Genomic DNA, 18366 nt, shown 5'->3' with positions numbered 1-18366 from the left:
GTGATCAGGCAAAAACCAAGTTTTATCACCATGGAAGACCTGAACGTGAAAGGGATGATGAAGAACAGGCATTTAGCGAAGGCTATACAAGGCCAGAACTTCCATTCCTTCAGGCTGAAACTTGCTGAAAAGTGCAGGAGGAACGGAATAGAATTAAGAATTGCTGACAGGTGGTATCCTTCAAGCAGGCTGTGCTCGGAATGTGGTTCCATCAGAAAGAATCTGAAGTTATCTGATAGAACCTACAGATGCGATGCGTGCGGCTTCGTCATAGACAGGGACAGGAATGCCAGCATCAATCTTCTGAATGCCAAAGTCTACACGGTAGCACTGTAACGCTATTGTAGATGTGTACCGATGGCTAGTCGGGAATTTACGACTGTGGACTGTACAGGAACTTGTGAGTAGCAGCTCAGGAAACTGGGGCGAAAGCATACAGGAAGAAGCAGTAAAAGTCTCAATATGGATAGATTTGTCCATATTTTGAGTAGCAGTGGTTCGTTGCAAACCTCAAGTATGAAAAAACCCAGTTTCACTTATGCCCTCATGATGCTACTTAGCGTAGTCGCTATTATATCTGTGGGGATTCTGGCATTTGATGTGGAAATCCAGATGCTTATGTTCATCAGTATGTTCACCCTGATACCCTTTATGATGGGTCTCGGGTACAATTACAAACAGATCGAGACCTCCATGTTCAAATCCATGAGTAAGGCACTCCAGTCCGGACTGATCCTCCTGGCCGTGGGCATGCTCATAGGAACATGGATGGCATCAGGTACGGTGCCTACCCTGATCTATTACGGAATCAATCTGATTTCACCTAGATTCTTCCTGGTGTCGGCACTGCTTTTCACCTCCGTCGTATCCCTGACCACCGGAACCTCATGGGGAGCCATCGGTACTGCAGGTATCGCCATGATGGGTGTAGGGGCAACCTTAGGTGTTCCAGCTGGAATCACCGCAGGTGCCGTCATCAGTGGTGCCTACTTCGGAGACAAGATGTCTCCTCTATCTGATACCACAAACCTGGCACCCACGGTTGCAGGTGGTACTTTATTTGGACACATCAAGCATATGCTCTGGACGACGGTTCCTGCCTATACCATCACTGCGGTGATCTTCACCTTCATGGGTCTAAAATACACTGCAGAAACAGTCAATGCGGAAAGTGTGAATCAGCTGCTCACGTATCTGTCTTCGAGCTTCAGCATCGGAATCATTCCAATGATTCCCATTGCTGTGCTCATCGGACTGATGATGATGAAAAAACCCGCGCTTCCAGCAATTTTCATTGCTGCTGTGGTCGGTGGAATCATCGCCGTAGCCTATCAGGGCTTCGGCTTCAGTGAAGTCCTGAACACCATGTACAGCGGATACAGCGTGGAAGCGGGTATCGAGACCGTAGACAGTCTGCTTCAGCGAGGTGGGCTCACAAGCATGCTGCCCCTCATCGCACTGTTTCTCTTCGCTTTAGGACTGGGCGGAATGCTGGCAGACTCCGGTGTACTGGAAACCCTCATCGGTTCCTTTGCTCATAGGATCAACCATACAGGAACCCTGGTCATCGTAACGGTCATCGTAAGTTATGTGACGCTGGCCATCGGAGGAGCCATCTATTTCTCCACTGTCATGACCGGTACCCTGATGAAACCGATCTTTGAACGAATGAAGCTGAAACCGGAAAACCTCTCCAGGATCCTGGAAGACACCGCCACCCAGGCTGGTGCGCTGATCCCCTGGACGGGTGCCGGAATCTATACCGCTGCCACCCTGGGTGTTCCCGTGATCGCATATCTTCCTTACACATTCCTGGCATTCATCACACCCATGGTTTCCCTGTTCTACGGTATTACAGGTCTCACCATGACCCGTATGGACAAGGAAGAAGTGCAGAAGGTACGCGTGAGAAGAGAAAGAGAAAAGAAGCTCATGATGAAATCCCTGGAGGCCAACTCTTAATCAGTAAGAGTCCAAAAGTAAAACGGGGTTCAGTCATATCGATAACTCCCTGGAAACACGGAAGCCAGAAAGGCTCCGTGTTTTCTTATGCCCTTTTCTCCAAAATGATCGACTACTCTTACGTCCTGCGATGTGGATATGATATGATTATCCATAAGAATAACGTATAGAAAGAGGTATGACATGATCCAGTTTGAAAGAACGCCCGAAATGAATACAGCCATGAAAAGCCTGGTGGAATCCATGCACAGCATGCGCGCCTATCTAACTGATGTGCTTCCTTATATGGAGACAGTACTGACGCCAGGAAAGGAGAAAGCGCTTCTTTCCATTCTCCGTAAATACGATATTCCTGAAGAAAATCTGCAAAAAGACATCCATATGCTGAAGGAAAACCCTTATTTCAGGAGCATCAGACTGGAGAAAGTGGACACGGATACCGTACGCTATCAGAGATCCGTCATCAGAAAAAGAACGCTCATGAACATGGATTTTCATAAACCCCTTGGCAGATATCTCTTCCACTATCATCCCATCGGATATTTCAGCGAGGATCTGGAACTGCCTGTGCTCATGGAGGGTGATAATGTCTGGATGTCCCCTGCCGTCAGCGAAATAGAGAGCATGCGAGAGGGCATCGACAAAGGTCACGGAAAATGTCTGACCTTCGGCCTCGGCATCGGCCTAATCCTCTACATGTGGCTTCTAAAGGATGAGGTGGAAAGCGTCACCGTTGTGGAAGTCAATAAAGATGTCATCAATCTATTCGAGAAACAGATCCTGCCTCAGTTCGATACAGAGAAAAAAGTGACCATCATCCATGCCAGTGCCTATGACAGATGGAACGAAGCATTCCTCAAGGAATTCGATTATGTCTATGCGGATTTCTGGGAATCCACAGAAGACGGACTGGTCTGCTACACAAACCTCATGGAGAAGAAGATTGATCTTCCCCATATTGACTACTGGATTGAAGACTCCATTCTTGCAGACATCAAGTATATGGTCCTCTCCTATCTCTCCGTAGTCTATCATAAGAGAAGCATCATGGATTTCATGTCCTCCATAGACCCAGCCATGAAACGTTATGCCATAAAGATCAACAAGTACTTCAAAAGAAGAAGTGATACCATCCACACAGAGGATGAACTTCTTGATCTCATTCATTCAAAGAAAGTGCTGAGAGAGATTTTATCCATATAAGAAAGCTCTCTTTGATTCTGTAACACGCTATATAACCGATACTCTACTGAGCACTAGGAGAGCAGTATGATGACATGGACACTTGAAAAATACAACAAAGATCATAGCCCCGCTATAAAGAATCTTATTAGGGAGGATGAATTTGTCAGAAGGGACATCTTAGGCTGTCTGGAGGAGTTTCCTGAATACGCCATGATCGTCAGATCAGATGGCTTCATTGCAGCCATCTGTGTCTATACCGGAATTTCAGAAAAAACCAGCTTCACCTTGTATGTGCATCCTGACTATAGAAGTCAGGGAATCGGATCCTTACTCCTCTCCTCTCTGGAAAAAGAAATGGCAGAGAAGGGTGTGAAAGAAATCGTGTGTGATTACAAGGTGGATGACTCCATAAGGGGATTTCTCAGTAGAAAAGGATATGAGAAATGGTTCCGCTCCAGACATATGATTTTCAGCGGAACTCTGCTATCACCACAAAACCCTTCCGTTTCAGCCTATGTGGACAGTGATTATCTCCATGTCCAGAAAATATTCAGTGAATCCTTCCACAGAATGAGGCTTCATGTAGGCATTTCCTCCACTCTAAGTGCTCCATCAGAAGAAGAAAGATCTTATTTTCTGAAACATGCGGAAGATATCTTTGTATTGAGGGACAACAGCGAAATTGTCGCTGTGGCCATGGTGGAAGGAAACGAAATCGATAAGATTGCCGTGGCAGTGGATGAACAAGGGAAGGGATATGGAAAAACTCTTCTAGCTTACACAGTGGGCACACTTCTTCATAGAGGATTCAGTGAAGTCACATTATGGGTTGTGGATGGAAACCCTGCCAGAATGCTTTATGAGCACTTCGGGTTCAGAATGCACCGGCTTCACGAATTTGTCCAGAAGAAGCTGTAGAAAATGCATGGAATGATTTGGGACTGGCTTGATGTTCAAGCCAGTCCCTTCATCTTTATTTCACTGCTGCGCATATTCCAGTATTTTTCTTTCTATCGCCTCTTTTTCTCCGCTTCCATTGGTTTTGAATCTGAGCAGAGGGATCTGATAGAGACTGAAAACCCGATCTTTCATCAAATCTCTTTCTTTCTGCTTTGTTCCTTCTTTATGGAAATGGAACCCATCCACTTCTATGCCGAATACAGGTTTCTTGGTGATTTTGTTATAAATCATGAAATCCACATGAGTCGCTCTGTTCATGACATATCGTGTTTCTTCGTCTGACAGATGCTTTGGATTTCTTATGAGCATATTGAGAGGCTGATGCGCGATGACCCCAAGGGATAGATAATCATATTTCTTAAGAAGTCCGCTGATGACCCCAAACATGAGATTTTCCGAATCGTATTCTGATATGGTTCTATGATCCTTCAGAAAATCCATTCTCTCTCTTGTATATTGTGTATACAGATAATCAAATACAGAGTAGAGTTCACTTTCCACCACTTCAAAATTATTGTACTCAATGTATGAAATCAGATCACCAAAGTTGCTGTCCTTAGGCTGCTCATTGCCTGAAACCACCAGACATAATCTTTTTTTCGCACGAGATATGGCCACATTCAGTAGATACGGATCATCGGAAAAATCAGTGACCACATCATCTACTGGTGTAAGGATGATGGTGTCCTTTTCTCTTCCCTGAAATTTATGCACCGTTGCCACGTCGATTTCAGTCTTGTCACCTAAACTGTCTCTGATGGCGTGGACCTGTTCATTATAGGGTGCTATAACCCCGATCTCCTCATTTCCCTCTTTACTCAAAGCAGGAAGTGCTTCTTTCATGAGCACATCGATCTGTCTCTGATTGAAGTGTTCTCTTCTGTGATTCCCAGTGACAGTCTTAAAAAGCGATATGGCATCGGATTCTCCTCTATCCTGTGTCATGACAATGAGCTCGTTGTTATAGAACTTCTGATTGCAGAATCCTATGATTTTGGGATGACACCTGTAGTGTTCTCGCAAAAGCGTCTGTGGTATGTCAGGAATGATTCTGCATACAGATTTCAGGAAGCTGTTCTCTGAAAAAGAGTACCCTTCAGGAAGATCGTACCTGCTGAAAATCTCATCGGTGGTTTTCTTCATTTCTTCTGAAATCACATTGGGAAGCTGCTTCAGATCCCCCACAATGACAGCATTCTTCGCGCAGGAAAGTGCCAGGGCACCAGTCGTCACATCCACCTGGGAGGCTTCATCCATAATCAGATAATCGAACATTACATCTTTCCCCAGACTGCTCTTCGATGAGAAGGTGGTGCTTAGCACAATAGGATACTCCTCTATGATCTCACGGGGATGTTTCCATAAATCCTCGCCTTCGAATACTTTTCGGTCTCTCTTCTTGCCAAATTTTTCATAAAGTTCCGCTTTCAGATAGTCCATGGAAAGCTTTGTCAGATGATCCATCTTATCATGATCTGACTTAAGCCCATCAGAAAGAGCATGGATTTCCGCCTTCAGTTCAGACTCCTTCGCATCATAATATAGCTGCTGAAAGTGAGTGATGACTTCAGGCAGTTTCTTTTTGTATAGTCTCCAATCTGAAATCCCTATGATTCTCATATTCTTCAGCTTGAACCAGAACGGAATCTTTTTGTCTTCTTCTTCATAGGCATAGCACTGCTGCCAGATACGCATCATCTTTTTGGAGGAATGAGGGATGCTTTTTCTTTTCAGTGTGATTCCCGTTTCTTCACAGTATCTCTTGAAGTGTCTGATTTCTGTTTCCAGAGACTCCATTTCCTGACGTGTCATCGCTAGTCGTTCCTGCCTTTGGAAGACCTCATGGAGCTCCAGTGATACCTTCCTGATACCTCGATGAAAAAACCCTTTCTTCTCTTCATCCGCCTTCCAGCCTTCTATAACCGGATAGGTTCCTGACTGTCTTTGTATGAACTGATTCTTGTTCTCAGAATTTCCTAATGACGCCACAAGAAAACCAAGGTCATATCTGTCAGAAGACAGTTTCTCCTCCACATTGGCAATGGCAGAGTTGTTGTTGGAGACCACAAGGACCGTTTTCCCTTGCATGAGGATATTCGATAGGATATTCAGTATGGTCTGGGTCTTCCCCGTACCAGGAGGACCCTGAATCACACTGAACTGATTGGTCATGGCATTTTTCACAGCCTTGAACTGGCTTGCATTTCCTCCGAAGGGAAAAATCAGGGGAGGCACCTTGAAGGTTCTCATCGAATGCCTCTGGGGATTCAGGTAAACAGCCATGGCAGAGTCCCGATCGATGAAATCCAGTTTCTCGTACTGTCTGTGCAGCAGCACTGCCCCTTCTTCTGTACGGAGTTCATTGACAGCAGCCAGTCTCCTGAAATACTCAAGGCTGCTTCGGGTATCTTCATTATTCAGACAGGATACACTTATTTCAAGATGACGTTTATGGAAGCTTCTTCCGCTTCCATCACCATACTGTACAAACCAGTATCTGCCGCTTTTACCACTGAATTCATGAATCCTATGAATATTGAATAGTTCCCTTTCCTTATACCGGATACTGATCCACTGATGATCAATGATCTTTGGATTTCTCATCCACTCAACAGACTGGAAATTATAATGGTATACCTTACCGTTTTTAAACGTTACATCATATTTTTTTGTCTCAGGATTATATGCACAGTATCTGACATTTTCCGTAATGTCTTTGTCTTTGCATAGAATCAGGTGCTGACTCGTATCCATTGGTCCCTCCATTTTCTACAGGCATTTCCGACTTATCGCTCAGATCTTGCAGATCATCTTCCTTTTACCTGGTGATGATTTTCAAAAGATCTTCTCCATACTTACTGATTTTGACTTTCCCGAATCCGGATATTTCCATGAGCTGTTCCAGACTTTCAGGTTTTCTGTTCACAAGTTCCTCCAGCTGGGCATTGCTGAAGATCATGTATGCTTTGACCTCTTCTTCTCTGCTTTTCTGAAGTCTGTATGCCTTCAGAAATTCATATAGACTTTTCTGCTGCTTCTCCTCTATCTCAACCTGATCATCAGCTTCCTTCTCTTCCTGTACATTCTGCAAATCATATTTTGCTGTGTAGTCCATCTGACTTGGTATATGAAGTTTCATGAAGCTTTCCGCCATTTCTTCCATCTTCTTATCTGAGGATTCCTCATTTTTACTCATGGAATCTGTTTTTCTGATATGACTGATCAGCTGATCATGTCTGATGATCAGCTTCTTCAACTCTTTGTCCGCATAACGCACATCAATAAGACTCTTGCTATTGGCCAAAACGACTATGGATTTATAGTTATCATCAAAACATTTTTCAAACATCATCTTAAAGACCATGTTGCTTTTGTCTTCTTTCCTGACTGCTTTTATGAGATCCAGATGTCTCTTATTCTGGGTAACGGGGCTGTATATGCCTTCTCGAATCTTCTTTCCGTTGAAATGAATCGTCCGGATGAAATCTCCTGATTCATTCACCAGTATATCGCCGAAAAGATTCTTGCATTCGATGACATAGACAACTTTTCTTGTTATGGCGAGGAAGTCGATCTGCGCACTTTTATTTTCATATTCTAGTCTCAGATCCCTCAGTATGAGCATGGGCATGAAACTGTTCATCAGTTCGTAAAGAACAGCTTTTTCTCCCTTTTCACCATACTCCAGAAGCCTGATCTCTTTCAGAATCTGATTCTTCGTTTCTCCAGATGCTTTTTCCTTCATTCCTTCCAGTATTTCAATCTGTTTTGTCAGTCCATCAGAGTCTTTATACAGCATCGGTCCCTTTAGTTTATCAAACATCCCCATATCCCACCTCTATTTCACTTTCTTCATTCATTATAATAACTATACTAAATATCGTATTGAATTTATATATTATATGGTGGTTGAATTTACTTTTATACTGATTTAGATACTCCTCAGTTTCTGAATTACCCATGCTTCTTCCAGTGCATGAAAAGCTCCCCCTGATGAACAGTTCAATTTCAAACTGCTTACCAGGAAGAGCACTATAGAACTTCATACTGAGGGAGATCTGCTGTAATTCATTCTACGCATAACTGTGAATGCTTGGGAGCAGTGTATTGACTCCAATATAGGTGAACAGCACACAGATGAATCCGATGACCGCAAACAGCGCAGCCTTTTTCCCTCTCCATCCTCTTGTGATTCTAAGATGGAGATAGATGGAATAGATGATCCAGGTGATGAAGGACCAGGTTTCCTTGGGATCCCAGGCCCAGTACCTTGACCATGCCTGCTCTGCCCAGATGGCACCTGTGATCATGACCAGGGTCAGAAAGAAATATCCCGCAGCCACAGCGCGATAGCTTATGAAATCAAGCTTCTTGAGCTCTGGTACATGCTTCGAAATGAATCCGTCTTCTCCCATCCTGTCTCTTATGAGATACATGACAGAGACGCCGCAGGCCACGCCGAAAGCTCCGTAACTGATCACCGCAGTCGCCACATGAAATACCAGCCAGTTGCTCTGAAGTGCCGGCATCAGCGGCCTGATGTCTCTGCTCTGCATGGCCGCATAGCCGATGACCAGCAGTATGATGGGCATCACGAAGGTGCCCATGGCCTTGAAGTTGAACTTCTTTTCAAAAATGATGAAGAGAAGCACAATGCCCCAGGCGAAACTTGTGGCAAACTCATACTGATTGGTCAGGGGCACTCTGCCCGATTCAAGTCCTCTTATGACAAGGGCTGCCGTATGAGAGAGAAATCCGCCGTACAAAATATAGGTTGCAATGGTGCCCGGCTTTTCCTTTCTGCCTATGAAAAATATAAGATACAAGATCATGGATATGGCATAGATGCCTATGGCGATGTAAAAAAAGATGTTCTCCAGTCCCATTACTTTTCCCCTCCCTTTGTCTTATGCTCTTCCAGTTTCTCTTCCAGGTAAAGTCTGAACGCTTCTTTGTTCTTCGGTGTATCTCCATGAAGCAGCCATCCAGCCTCCTGCTCCTCGAAAATTATATGCTGAGGTACATAGTAGAAGGTCAGAAGCAGTCCCAGAAGCATCATGACACCTCCGATACCTGCGAAGATGGCGCCAGGGTCCTTCACCACCTGAAGCACTGTATAAAGTCTTGGCTCGAATGCCTGAAAGCTGATGCCCTTATACGTCACCGTCTCCCCGATGGATGCCACATTCATGTAGACACTTTCCCCATTCTCATAGAGGGTGAAAAGATACCTCGGATTGTTGAGAAATGGTGTCCTGGTGTAGATTTTCCCATCCGATAGCAGAAAATCCGGATAGAAGTTCCGAAATTCTATGGCCAGATTCTCCTCTTCCAGAAACAGAATCCCGGACTGATAGAACCGTTCTCTTCTGATCTCCTCTTCCTCTTTATTCACAATGATGTTCATCATCCAGCCAGTACCGCTCTGATAGACCTTATAGCCTTTTACACGCATGGGATCATTCACGGAGATCTCTTCGCTTTTTAGAATCTCCCCCTCACTGCTCTTGTAGTCCACTGTGGAAATATACTGATGGATACTGTAATCACTTCTGTACTCGATATCAAAATCATTGAGGTCCATATGATACTCCGTATCTTCCATGAAGAGCTCATCTCCAGGAATCCCCCTTACATAGGTCTCGTATCCCCATATCTTTCCGGCTGCAAAAGCTACAATGACCACAAGTAGTCCCAGGTGCACAATGAAGGACCCGAAATAGCCTGCTCTTCTTCTTACCCCATACCAGATCTTCTTCTCTTCCAGTATGACTTCTTCCGTTTTTCGAAATCCCAGGTTCGTCAGGAATTTTCGAGGATCCTGCGTAGAAACTGTCTCGATCTCTGTATTTTTTCTTTGCAGGAGATCGGATTCAAAGACCTCTGATTTTCTATACTGCCTTATGGCAGAGGGCAGTCTTCTGATGCTGCAGAAAAAAAGATTTACGGATAAGAGCATGGTAAGCACCATGAAATAGATGGAATGATAGACGTCACTGAGCTGAAAGACTTCAATGAATCTCACCAGGGTCTCACTGTAATTCTCCTCATAAAACCCGGGAAGATTTCCCTGAGGAAGAAGTGTACCCAAAGTGGAGTAGAGTGCAAGCAGTGCAAGCAGAATCATTCCGAACTTCATGGATGAAAAGAATCTTAGTATTCTTCCTTTCCGTTTTTTTCCCGTTCCCCCGTTTCCCATAATACCTCCAGCTAGAAAATAAGACTCCCGTTTCAGGAGTCTTATTCATCTTTTATTTGATATATTTGCTTCACTGTCAGTTCAGGATAGATAATGCTTCTTCTGTGAGACTTCTGGAAAGATCCAGCAGCTCATGAGCTTTGGCATTATTATGGAATCCTTCACTGTTCTCGACGAATACGAAATCCCAATACCATTGCGCTTCTCTATGCAGCTGTCTTGCTTCCACAATCTTATCTTCCGAGATTCCGTTGCTTTCCGCATTCTTCAGTGCATCAATAAGATCCACAATGAGCAGTGCCGTTTCATTCATCTTTTCTTCCACAGCACCTTGAAGATCCTCCACTCTCTTAGTGAGGCTTTCCGCCGTGAAGTCCTGATGACATCCAAGGCACGAAGCTTCTATGGTCTTCAGTGGACTTGTCCACTGATGGGCTGGAAGCGTTTCGCCGTCTGCGCCTTCCATATCAGGCATGTGGCAGGTGATACAGGTAACGCCCATATTGTTATGGATGCTTCCCTGATAGGTTTCCCATTCGGGATGCTGCACTTTCAGTAGCTCTGCTCCTGAACTTGGATGCACCCAGTCGGAATAATCCGCTTCATCATAGTAGGCCATCATTTCCGCAGGGGTCAGTCCATTTACAGAAGGCATGATGACTTCTTTTGTATCCGGATCTAGATAATACTCCACATGACACTGCGCACAGACCAGATCTCCATCCTTGAATTCTCCACCGATGCCTTCCAGCGCAGTGCTTAGATGTTCTCTTGTAATGGTAATGACACCCGGCTCGTTCTTGTGACAGTCATAGCAGCTGATGGTTTCCATTTCGCTCTTGTCCACGTCCTCAAACACCATGGCATGAGCTTCCTCGCCGTGCTCCTCTACTAGTTCCAGAAATCCGCTGGTCTTACAGGACAAGCAGCTCGCTCCGGGTTTACTTCTTTCTGTATGAATGATGTCTTCCAGTGCATAGGTATGTCCTCTTGCTCTGAGATATTCCACACTGAAACTATTTCCTTCATATAGCACTTTCAGATAGGGATATTTCTCCAGGTAGTCGATGGGAACAGATCCTCCATAGGTGGTTTCCTCCATCTCGCTGTTTTCCAGATAACTTGCATAGATTTCAGGATGTTCCTCTTCCCATTCGCTGGCTGAAATAATACCCTCCTTACTTCCGGAACAAGCAGTCGACAGAATGGCTATACCGATGGCTGAAAGTAACAGTAGCCGTTTCTTCATAACCTTCCCTCCTCACTGTTTGTTTTTTATCTTAATATTCAGTCTACGATATTATTATAACATATATGCACTAAAATATTATCTTCATTTCCAATACAATTCAGGTTCAAAATTGGTCTATTCTTAAGAATCGCAGCACAAAAATAGAAGGCCAGAACGCTTCACCAATCCATTTTTAATGGGTACAGCATGTTCTTAGCCTTTTTCTCATGGAGTATCCATCAATTTTTCAGTACCAACTCACGATCTTCTGCTTTTTAGATGCAATGATATTACTCCTCATTCCAATCTTCCGGAAGTTTTACCTCTTCAAGGACTTCCTCTGTTTTCTCATCCAGATAGCGAATCAGAAGATTAAACTCCTCTCCCTCAAAGACCTGGTACATGGCTACGGACATCATGATGGTCAGTGCGGACAGATCAAAGGCATTATCATACTCTTCCCGGTCTACCATCACATCCACTTTTCTGTAGTCATCGGATCTTCTCACATCTTTGATGTAGGAGGTCTCTTCGTCGGTCATCAGCATATTGAATGCTTCATCGACGCTTTCCCTCATTTCCTCCATGAGCTCTTCGTGCTTTGCACGACTCATGGTCAGCTTCAGAGATCCATCCGCAAGAACCTCTGCATCTTTCATGCCCGGGTTCTCAGAAAGATAGGCCTCCTTGTCAAAATCACTCAGATCCCCTGCAAGATCCGAGGGTAATATGATTTCAACGCTGAGAAGATTCTTGTCCACACTGACTTCTTCCTGCTGCTCTTCGCTCTGCTTTTCCGTAGATCCCTGACTTTCCTGATTCTCATTCTTTCCGGCACACCCTGCCATGGTCGTGATCAGCATGCTGATCACAAGAAATATTGCCGTCTTTTTCATTTTTATTCCTCCTCAATATACACTTTTCTGTTGTATTCATCTTAGCAGATTAGCTGTCCTTCTATCTGTACAATCAATATTTTTCGTTAAGAAAAAAATTATTCATTTTGAAGTGTATACATTTTCAATTCTTAATTGTGTCAAAATATCAGTCTATTCACTACAATTAATATGGAAATCCTTAATATATGGCTCAATATAAGGGGTTTTGTTCATTTGACACCTGGTTTTCAGAGGCGTAGGATAAAATCTGTTGATCTAACTCAGATGAAAGGAGACCCCATGCAATTATTAATACTTATTCTTAAAGATATTGAATGTATCGACAATCTGCTGACCGAACTTGCTGAAGCTGGTATCAAAGGTGGAACGCTCTTGGAAGGCAAAGGTATGGCCAATGTACTGATGCAGCACGAAGAGCTTCCCGTATTTGGTATGATGAGGCATCTGATGTCCGATACCTATGAAGAGAACAGCCACGTACTTCTGTTCGTACTACGAGATGAACAGGTTCTGAAGACAAAATCCACCGTAAAGAGAATTACAGGTGATCTCAATAAACCCGGAGCCGGAATCATGTTTTCCATTCCGCTGACTTCTGTGGAAGGGCTAGGTGAATAGGCATGGAAATGAAAATATTCATCTATCTCGGCATCGCACTTCTTTTATCTCTTCTGTCCAGTAAGGCAATCAAGAAATTCCATCTGCCTAATGTCACAGCCTATCTCATCATGGGACTTCTTGCAGGCCCCTATATGTTCAAGCTGCTTCCCCATGAAGCCATTGTTTCCTTTGAACCCATTTCAGAAATCGCCCTGGGATTCATCGCCTTTTCCATCGGTTCAGAGTTCAAATTCAGTTACCTCAAGAAGGTAGGAAAAGCGCCCGTGGTCATCGCCGTACTTGAAGCCTTCATGGCTGTTGCCCTGGTGGACCTGGCTCTGATCCTCACAGGACATGATCTTTCCTTCTCTCTGATGCTTGGTGCCATTGCAGCAGCCACAGCTCCAGCGGCTACACTGATGGTTGTACGTCAGTACAAGGCGAAGGGGCCGGTTACAAATACCTTGATGCCTGTGGTGGCCATAGATGATGCCATCGCACTGATGCTGTTCGGGATTTCACTGGCCATCGTGAAGACACTCAATGCCACAGAGGAAGTTTCCCTCCTTATGACACTACTTAAGCCATTTTACGATATCATCGGTGCATTGCTGATTGGTGCTGTGATGGGCGTCATCCAGACCCTACTCATCAAATGGTTCAGTGGAAGAGGAAACAGACTCTCTGTCACCATCGCCATGATTGCTCTGACCTTAGGACTTTCAAAGTACCTGGGCTTCTCAGAACTTCTGTCCTGTATGGCGCTGAGCGCAGTATTCGTCAACTTCTCCAGTACAGCCAATTCTGTATTTGATCAGATCGAACGCTTCACGCCTCCCATCTTCATGATGTTCTTCTTCATCTCCGGAGCAGATCTTAATATAGCGATTCTTCCTTCCGTTGGTGTAGTGGGACTCATCTACGTGATCGTCAGAGTCATCGGTAAAGTATCTGGAGCAACCCTTGGTGCAAGTCTTTGCAAGTGCGAGGAACCCGTCCGCAGGTATCTGGGATTCACCCTGATTCCCCAGGCAGGTGTAGCCATAGGGCTGGCTTCCGTAGCACTTTCCGTACTGCCGGAATACGGACAGACCATTAAGGTCATTATCCTTGCCGGAACAGTGATCTATGAACTTGTAGGTCCGGTGGTCACCAAAATCGCTCTGACAAAAGCAGGCGATATCCAGCCGGTACTGGAGAAGAAACTCAGTACAGCAGTATAGGACAAATCACGGCAGCTGAAGCATGGCATACAGGATGTGCTTCAGCTGTTTTTTCTTTATTGATTTTTAAAACTGTGCTAAAATGATATCTGTCATATTCGATAATAATTATCAGTTAAATAACAATCCATACATATTATCCTGACTATCTGATCCTAAAGGGGGATTCAATTTGTCCAGTATATTTAAAGCATCCAGATTCAATGCCCTTTCTCATACAGAGGAGGAAGGTCTGATCCTATATAACAGCTACACCGGTGCACTCATCGATTTCTCAAAGGACGAAAAGGAAGAAGTCCTGGGTCTTCTTAAAAACGCAGATGCACATCCTGATACGGAAGTGAAGAAAGCCCTTCAGGAGAACGGATTTCTTGTTGGAGAACACATTGATGAACTGAAAAGAGCACAGTTTCTCCATCAGTCCATGCATCGCACCGACATGCTTCATCTGATTCTCATGCCTACGGAAGCCTGTAATTTCAGATGCACCTACTGCTATGAGTCCTTCACCAGAGGAAAAATGACCGATGAAACCATCGCAGGGGTGAAAGCACTGGTGAGAGAAAGAGCCCGAACCATAAACACACTGCATATCAGCTGGTTCGGCGGGGAGCCCCTTCTGGAAATCGATCTTATGGAAGAGCTTTCAAAGGAGTTCCAGGCCATCGCCAAGGAACATGAGATCGCCTATTCCGCAGATATCTCCACCAACGGATACTTCCTGAACAGGGATGTGTTCAAAAGACTCCTCGACATGGATATCCGTCAGTACATGATCACCATCGATGGTGTGGAAGCGGTGCACGACAGCAGACGTTTTCTCATCGGCGGCGGAAAGACCTTCAAGGACATCATGGAAAACCTTAAAGGCGCCAGTGAAAGCAGTGAAGAATTCGACATCAGTATCCGTGTGAACTTCGACCAGGATAATCTGAAGGAAACCGAAGAGCTGACGGAGTATCTCAGGTCCTACTTCGCAGGGGACAAGCGGTTCGGTCTTCTCTATCGTCCTGTGGGACGATGGGGTGGTGAACATGACGAAGACATTCCCATCTGCTCCCATATGACCGCCAACAAGAAGATCTGGGCGTTCACTGCTGATGCAGTGGACAAGAACCTCTTCATGAGCTCCTCCATCTCGGGTATGATCATGCCTGGTGGCTCAGTATGCTATGCCGCAAAGCCCAATGCCATGGTCATCGGCTCCAACGGTCAGCTCTATAAATGCACCACAGCACTTGATGCCGACATCAACCATGTAGGGCATCTGAATATGGATGGAAGTCTTGACCTTGATTACGATAAGATCATCTCCTGGGTAACCTCTGGAGAAGAAACGGATACAACCTGTCAGTCCTGTTTCTACAGGCCTTCCTGTCAGGGAAATCACTGTCCCTGGTATAGAATGCTTACTGGAGACAGACCGTGCCCATCTGAGAAGAACAATATCCGAAAAGTACTTGGTCTCATCTGGAAAAACAGTCTACTATAAATCATGCTTATTGAAAGGAGGTGAGTCGATGCGTATCGTAAGACCTGCAGTTGCTCCTGCAAAGGTGAATTCCGGAAGAATCCTGAAGGCTGCTCCTGGAAACCTGAAGTAGTCCGTAGACTGCATAATATAGTTGAGAAAGACGCCCAGCGGCGTCTTTTCTCATTTCATGAAAAAGGGAACACTCTACGGATTCTTTCCGCTGTGAGTGTTCCCTGCCAATTATAGACTATACAATGGATGCTTCATAGATTTCCCTGACGGATTTTTCCAGGGTGGAATTGAATCTGACATCGCTGTAGGAATGATTCAGCCCTTCCAGCAGTGCTCTTGAGAAGCTTGCAATGAGACCAGGATGGCGTTTGAGAAGCACTACGGATTCTTCTCTTGAGTAGCCTCCGGATAGGGCCACTACTCTCATGACTCTGGGATGCTTGATGAGTTCCGTGTAGAATCCGTCTTCATCCGGAATGGACAGCTTCAGCATCACCATTTCATCTTCAGGAAGCTTCTCAAGATGCTTCAGAATTTCCCTTTTCAGAATCACTTCTGATTCCTTCTTGTCGGAACTTCTGATATCCACTTCCGGTTCGATGATCGGAAACAGTCCCACTTCAAGTATCTTCTTCCCGATTTCAAACTGCTGGGCCACGATTTCCCTGATTCCTTCTTCATTGGCTTTCTTGATTACAGAACGCATTTTGGTGCCGAATATATTATACGCCTTGGCTTTTTCAAGAATCTCATCCAGATTGTCAATGGGCTTCATGAGCTGTACCCCGTTCTTTTCTTCAGCAAGACCTTTATCCACTTTCAGAATTGGGATGATCCCCTTTTTCTGCCACAGATAATCTGCCGTAGGCATGCCTTCCACTTCTCTTTCCATGGTCTGCTGGAATAAAATCGCAGCAAGAATATGGTCCGAACTGAAAGCAGGGCTGGTCATGACTCTTGTTCTCATGGCATGAACCAGATCAAACATTTCCTTCTCATCTTTGTACTGATCTTTCTCAATTCCATATCCCGCCAATGCCTTAGGTGTACTTCCACCACTCTGATCCAGAGCAGCAATGAACCCTCTGCCCTGTCTCATTCTCTGTACCTGTTCCATGTTCATCTTAAAATCCCTCACTTTCCTATATTCTTTCAATCAGATACTTAAACCTATATACTTCTATGATAGGCTTTTAAAAAATAATTGTCAAAATATTTAGGCTATTAGCAAAGGGGATTTTCTACTTCAGAAGATCTTCCACGCCATTGATCATGGCCTGTTCATGTTCCTCTACAGGAATGACGATGCACTTCTGTCCGTCAATGATCTGGCTTCTGATCTTTGAGACCTTCTCCTCCTTCACCCGAAGGATGACATCATAGTCTCCGTTTACTTCCTTCTCCTTCTCTTCTTTGACTTTCTCCAGCTCCCCATGAAGAAGGCTCACTTCCTTCTTCAGCCTTTCTTCCTTCTCTCTCTGCTGCTTCTCCTTGAGCACCTTGGCATCGAGGAGGCTTTCAGCCAGCGGAAGATCTTCTCCATAGTAAGATGCATAGGATTCGGTGATTTCCTTCGTGACATTTTCCGGAATCCCGTTGTCCTTCAGTATCCCCTCCACATCTCTATGGGTCAGCACCATGGGCTCCACATCCGCATCTGCATAAGTGGCTTTGTAGTCTGCCACCATGGCACTGAGCTGATCCTGCACTTCCATGAAGATCTCTTCGGAAGGCTGGTTTCCTGCTTCCAGAGACCCCTTCACCATGGACTGGAAGGATTCCTTCTGAAGCTGCGCTGTCTCTCGCATTTCACAGCCCAGAATATCTTCCATGAACTCCGGATGGGGATCCTTGCCGTTCTTGGTGAAGTACATCACCGCATTAAGGTCCTGACTCCTGTCAATGAAAGCCGGATAGACGAATCCGTGCTTTGGCATCTCCACCACCCAGTCCCTGTGACGGGCACGGATCATGTTCTCGTCCTCCACATAGCTGAGCCCCGGATCCGAAAGCGAAACCGGACAGACAGCACACAGGACGTACTCATAGACCTCTTCCGATTCATCCAGCTTCAGGTTGTCTTCCGTCTTGGTGATCACATCATAAGCATCATGAAACAGGAGGATGATGAAGTTCCCGACATAATGATAGTTTTCAATGACGCTTTCGTAGAATGCATCCAGAAGTTCATCTTTCAGAAGTCTTGTTCTCTTGATGTCCATGAAGAAGCTCTGTTTCTCACTGATTTTACCTACTTCCTCCTGAAATCTGAGCTCCAGGAGGTTATTTCCCACTGTTCCGGTAAGCACTTTCTTGGCAATTTCAAGGTACTTGTGATATTCCTCTTCTTCCAGATTGAGGAAGGTCTCCCTGAATTTCGTCACAATCTTCTTTTCTCCGTTGACATAGCAACCAGTCATTTTGGAAAAGGTCGCCTGATCCTTCTTGTATCTTTTCTTGATTTCCAGTATATCTTTCTTCTGCATATTTACCCCTTACTTTCACTTCTATAAACTTAATCGTACTTCCCTAATTTAGCACAGAATCAGGATTCCTTCAAAGGACATTTCAGGTCCCTGCAGATTAAGAATATACCTGTTCTATTCTCCGTGGTATCATGG

At 44.8% G+C, this 18366-nt stretch carries 16 protein-coding genes; 7 read left to right on the top strand and 9 right to left on the bottom strand.

Going from position 1 to position 18366, the window contains the following annotated elements; translation table 11 throughout:
* The 4 genes from ACHAL6_RS14045 to ACHAL6_RS14030 all read left to right on the top strand — a co-directional run.
* Window positions 1-336, top strand: a 336-nt coding sequence (locus ACHAL6_RS14045; RefSeq protein WP_395271298.1) for an RNA-guided endonuclease InsQ/TnpB family protein, incomplete at its 5' end; no start/stop codon positions are given.
* A 180-nt stretch (window positions 337-516) separates the two neighbouring features.
* A complete protein-coding gene (gene nhaC, locus ACHAL6_RS14040) occupies window positions 517-1962 on the top strand; it encodes a Na+/H+ antiporter NhaC (protein ID WP_395271297.1) in 1446 nt (481 codons plus the stop codon).
* 183 nt (window positions 1963-2145) lie between these two features.
* Window positions 2146-3165 (top strand): hypothetical protein, encoded by a 1020-nt coding sequence (locus ACHAL6_RS14035; protein ID WP_395271296.1) that lies wholly within the window; start codon window positions 2146-2148, stop codon window positions 3163-3165.
* Between the two features lie 66 nt (window positions 3166-3231).
* On the top strand, window positions 3232-4065 hold the full coding sequence (locus tag ACHAL6_RS14030; protein WP_395271295.1) for a GNAT family N-acetyltransferase: 834 nt from the start codon (window positions 3232-3234) through the stop codon (window positions 4063-4065).
* A gap of 60 nt (window positions 4066-4125) precedes the next feature.
* Here the strand turns inward: ACHAL6_RS14030 and ACHAL6_RS14025 are convergent, their stop codons facing one another.
* The 7 genes from ACHAL6_RS14025 to ACHAL6_RS13995 form a co-directional block, all read right to left on the bottom strand.
* On the bottom strand, window positions 4126-6861 hold the full coding sequence (locus ACHAL6_RS14025; protein ID WP_395271294.1) for an AAA domain-containing protein: 2736 nt from the start codon (window positions 6859-6861) through the stop codon (window positions 4126-4128).
* A 64-nt stretch (window positions 6862-6925) separates the two neighbouring features.
* Window positions 6926-7930: an HRDC domain-containing protein gene (locus tag ACHAL6_RS14020; protein ID WP_395271293.1), complete on the bottom strand. Its 1005-nt coding sequence runs from the start codon at window positions 7928-7930 to the stop codon at window positions 6926-6928.
* Window positions 7923-8153, bottom strand: a complete 231-nt coding sequence (locus ACHAL6_RS14015; RefSeq protein WP_395271292.1) for a hypothetical protein — start codon at window positions 8151-8153, stop codon at window positions 7923-7925. The genes ACHAL6_RS14020 and ACHAL6_RS14015 overlap by 8 nt, the downstream gene beginning before the upstream one ends.
* A 27-nt stretch (window positions 8154-8180) precedes the next feature.
* Entirely contained in the window at window positions 8181-8993 is an 813-nt protein-coding gene (ccsB, locus tag ACHAL6_RS14010; RefSeq protein ID WP_395271291.1) for a c-type cytochrome biogenesis protein CcsB, read from the bottom strand.
* Window positions 8993-10306: a cytochrome c biogenesis protein ResB gene (locus ACHAL6_RS14005; protein ID WP_395271290.1), complete on the bottom strand. Its 1314-nt coding sequence runs from the start codon at window positions 10304-10306 to the stop codon at window positions 8993-8995. Before ACHAL6_RS14005 ends, ccsB begins: the two co-directional genes overlap by 1 nt.
* A 76-nt stretch (window positions 10307-10382) precedes the next feature.
* Window positions 10383-11555: an ammonia-forming cytochrome c nitrite reductase subunit c552 gene (locus ACHAL6_RS14000; protein WP_395271289.1), complete on the bottom strand. Its 1173-nt coding sequence runs from the start codon at window positions 11553-11555 to the stop codon at window positions 10383-10385.
* Window positions 11556-11827: 272 nt separating this feature from the next.
* Window positions 11828-12433, bottom strand: a complete 606-nt coding sequence (locus ACHAL6_RS13995; protein ID WP_395271288.1) for a hypothetical protein — start codon at window positions 12431-12433, stop codon at window positions 11828-11830.
* A gap of 282 nt (window positions 12434-12715) precedes the next feature.
* Between ACHAL6_RS13995 and ACHAL6_RS13990 the strand changes: the two genes are divergently transcribed.
* The 3 genes from ACHAL6_RS13990 (at window position 12716) to ACHAL6_RS13980 (ending at window position 15751) form a co-directional block, all read left to right on the top strand.
* A complete protein-coding gene (locus ACHAL6_RS13990) occupies window positions 12716-13054 on the top strand; it encodes a hypothetical protein (protein ID WP_395271287.1) in 339 nt (112 codons plus the stop codon).
* A gap of 2 nt (window positions 13055-13056) precedes the next feature.
* Window positions 13057-14259 carry a cation:proton antiporter gene (locus ACHAL6_RS13985; protein WP_395271286.1) on the top strand — a complete coding sequence of 401 codons (1203 nt, stop codon included), beginning with the start codon at window positions 13057-13059 and terminating at the stop codon, window positions 14257-14259.
* Between the two features lie 172 nt (window positions 14260-14431).
* Entirely contained in the window at window positions 14432-15751 is a 1320-nt protein-coding gene (locus ACHAL6_RS13980) for a radical SAM protein (RefSeq protein WP_395271285.1), read from the top strand.
* A 229-nt stretch (window positions 15752-15980) separates the two neighbouring features.
* On the opposite strand, the gene ACHAL6_RS13975 is transcribed toward ACHAL6_RS13980, so the two are convergent.
* Window positions 15981-16868 carry a fructose bisphosphate aldolase gene (locus ACHAL6_RS13975; protein ID WP_395271284.1) on the bottom strand — a complete coding sequence of 296 codons (888 nt, stop codon included), beginning with the start codon at window positions 16866-16868 and terminating at the stop codon, window positions 15981-15983.
* Window positions 16869-16986: 118 nt separating this feature from the next.
* Window positions 16987-18231: a DUF4317 domain-containing protein gene (locus ACHAL6_RS13970; protein ID WP_395271283.1), complete on the bottom strand. Its 1245-nt coding sequence runs from the start codon at window positions 18229-18231 to the stop codon at window positions 16987-16989.
* Window positions 18232-18366: the final 135 nt, after the last annotated feature.

Source organism: Proteiniclasticum sp. C24MP (genome assembly GCF_043951855.1).
Taxonomy (GTDB): Bacteria; Bacillota; Clostridia; order Clostridiales; family Clostridiaceae; genus Proteiniclasticum.
The sequence above is the reverse complement of the archived record's forward strand: the minus strand, read 5'-3'. Positions and strand labels throughout refer to the sequence as shown.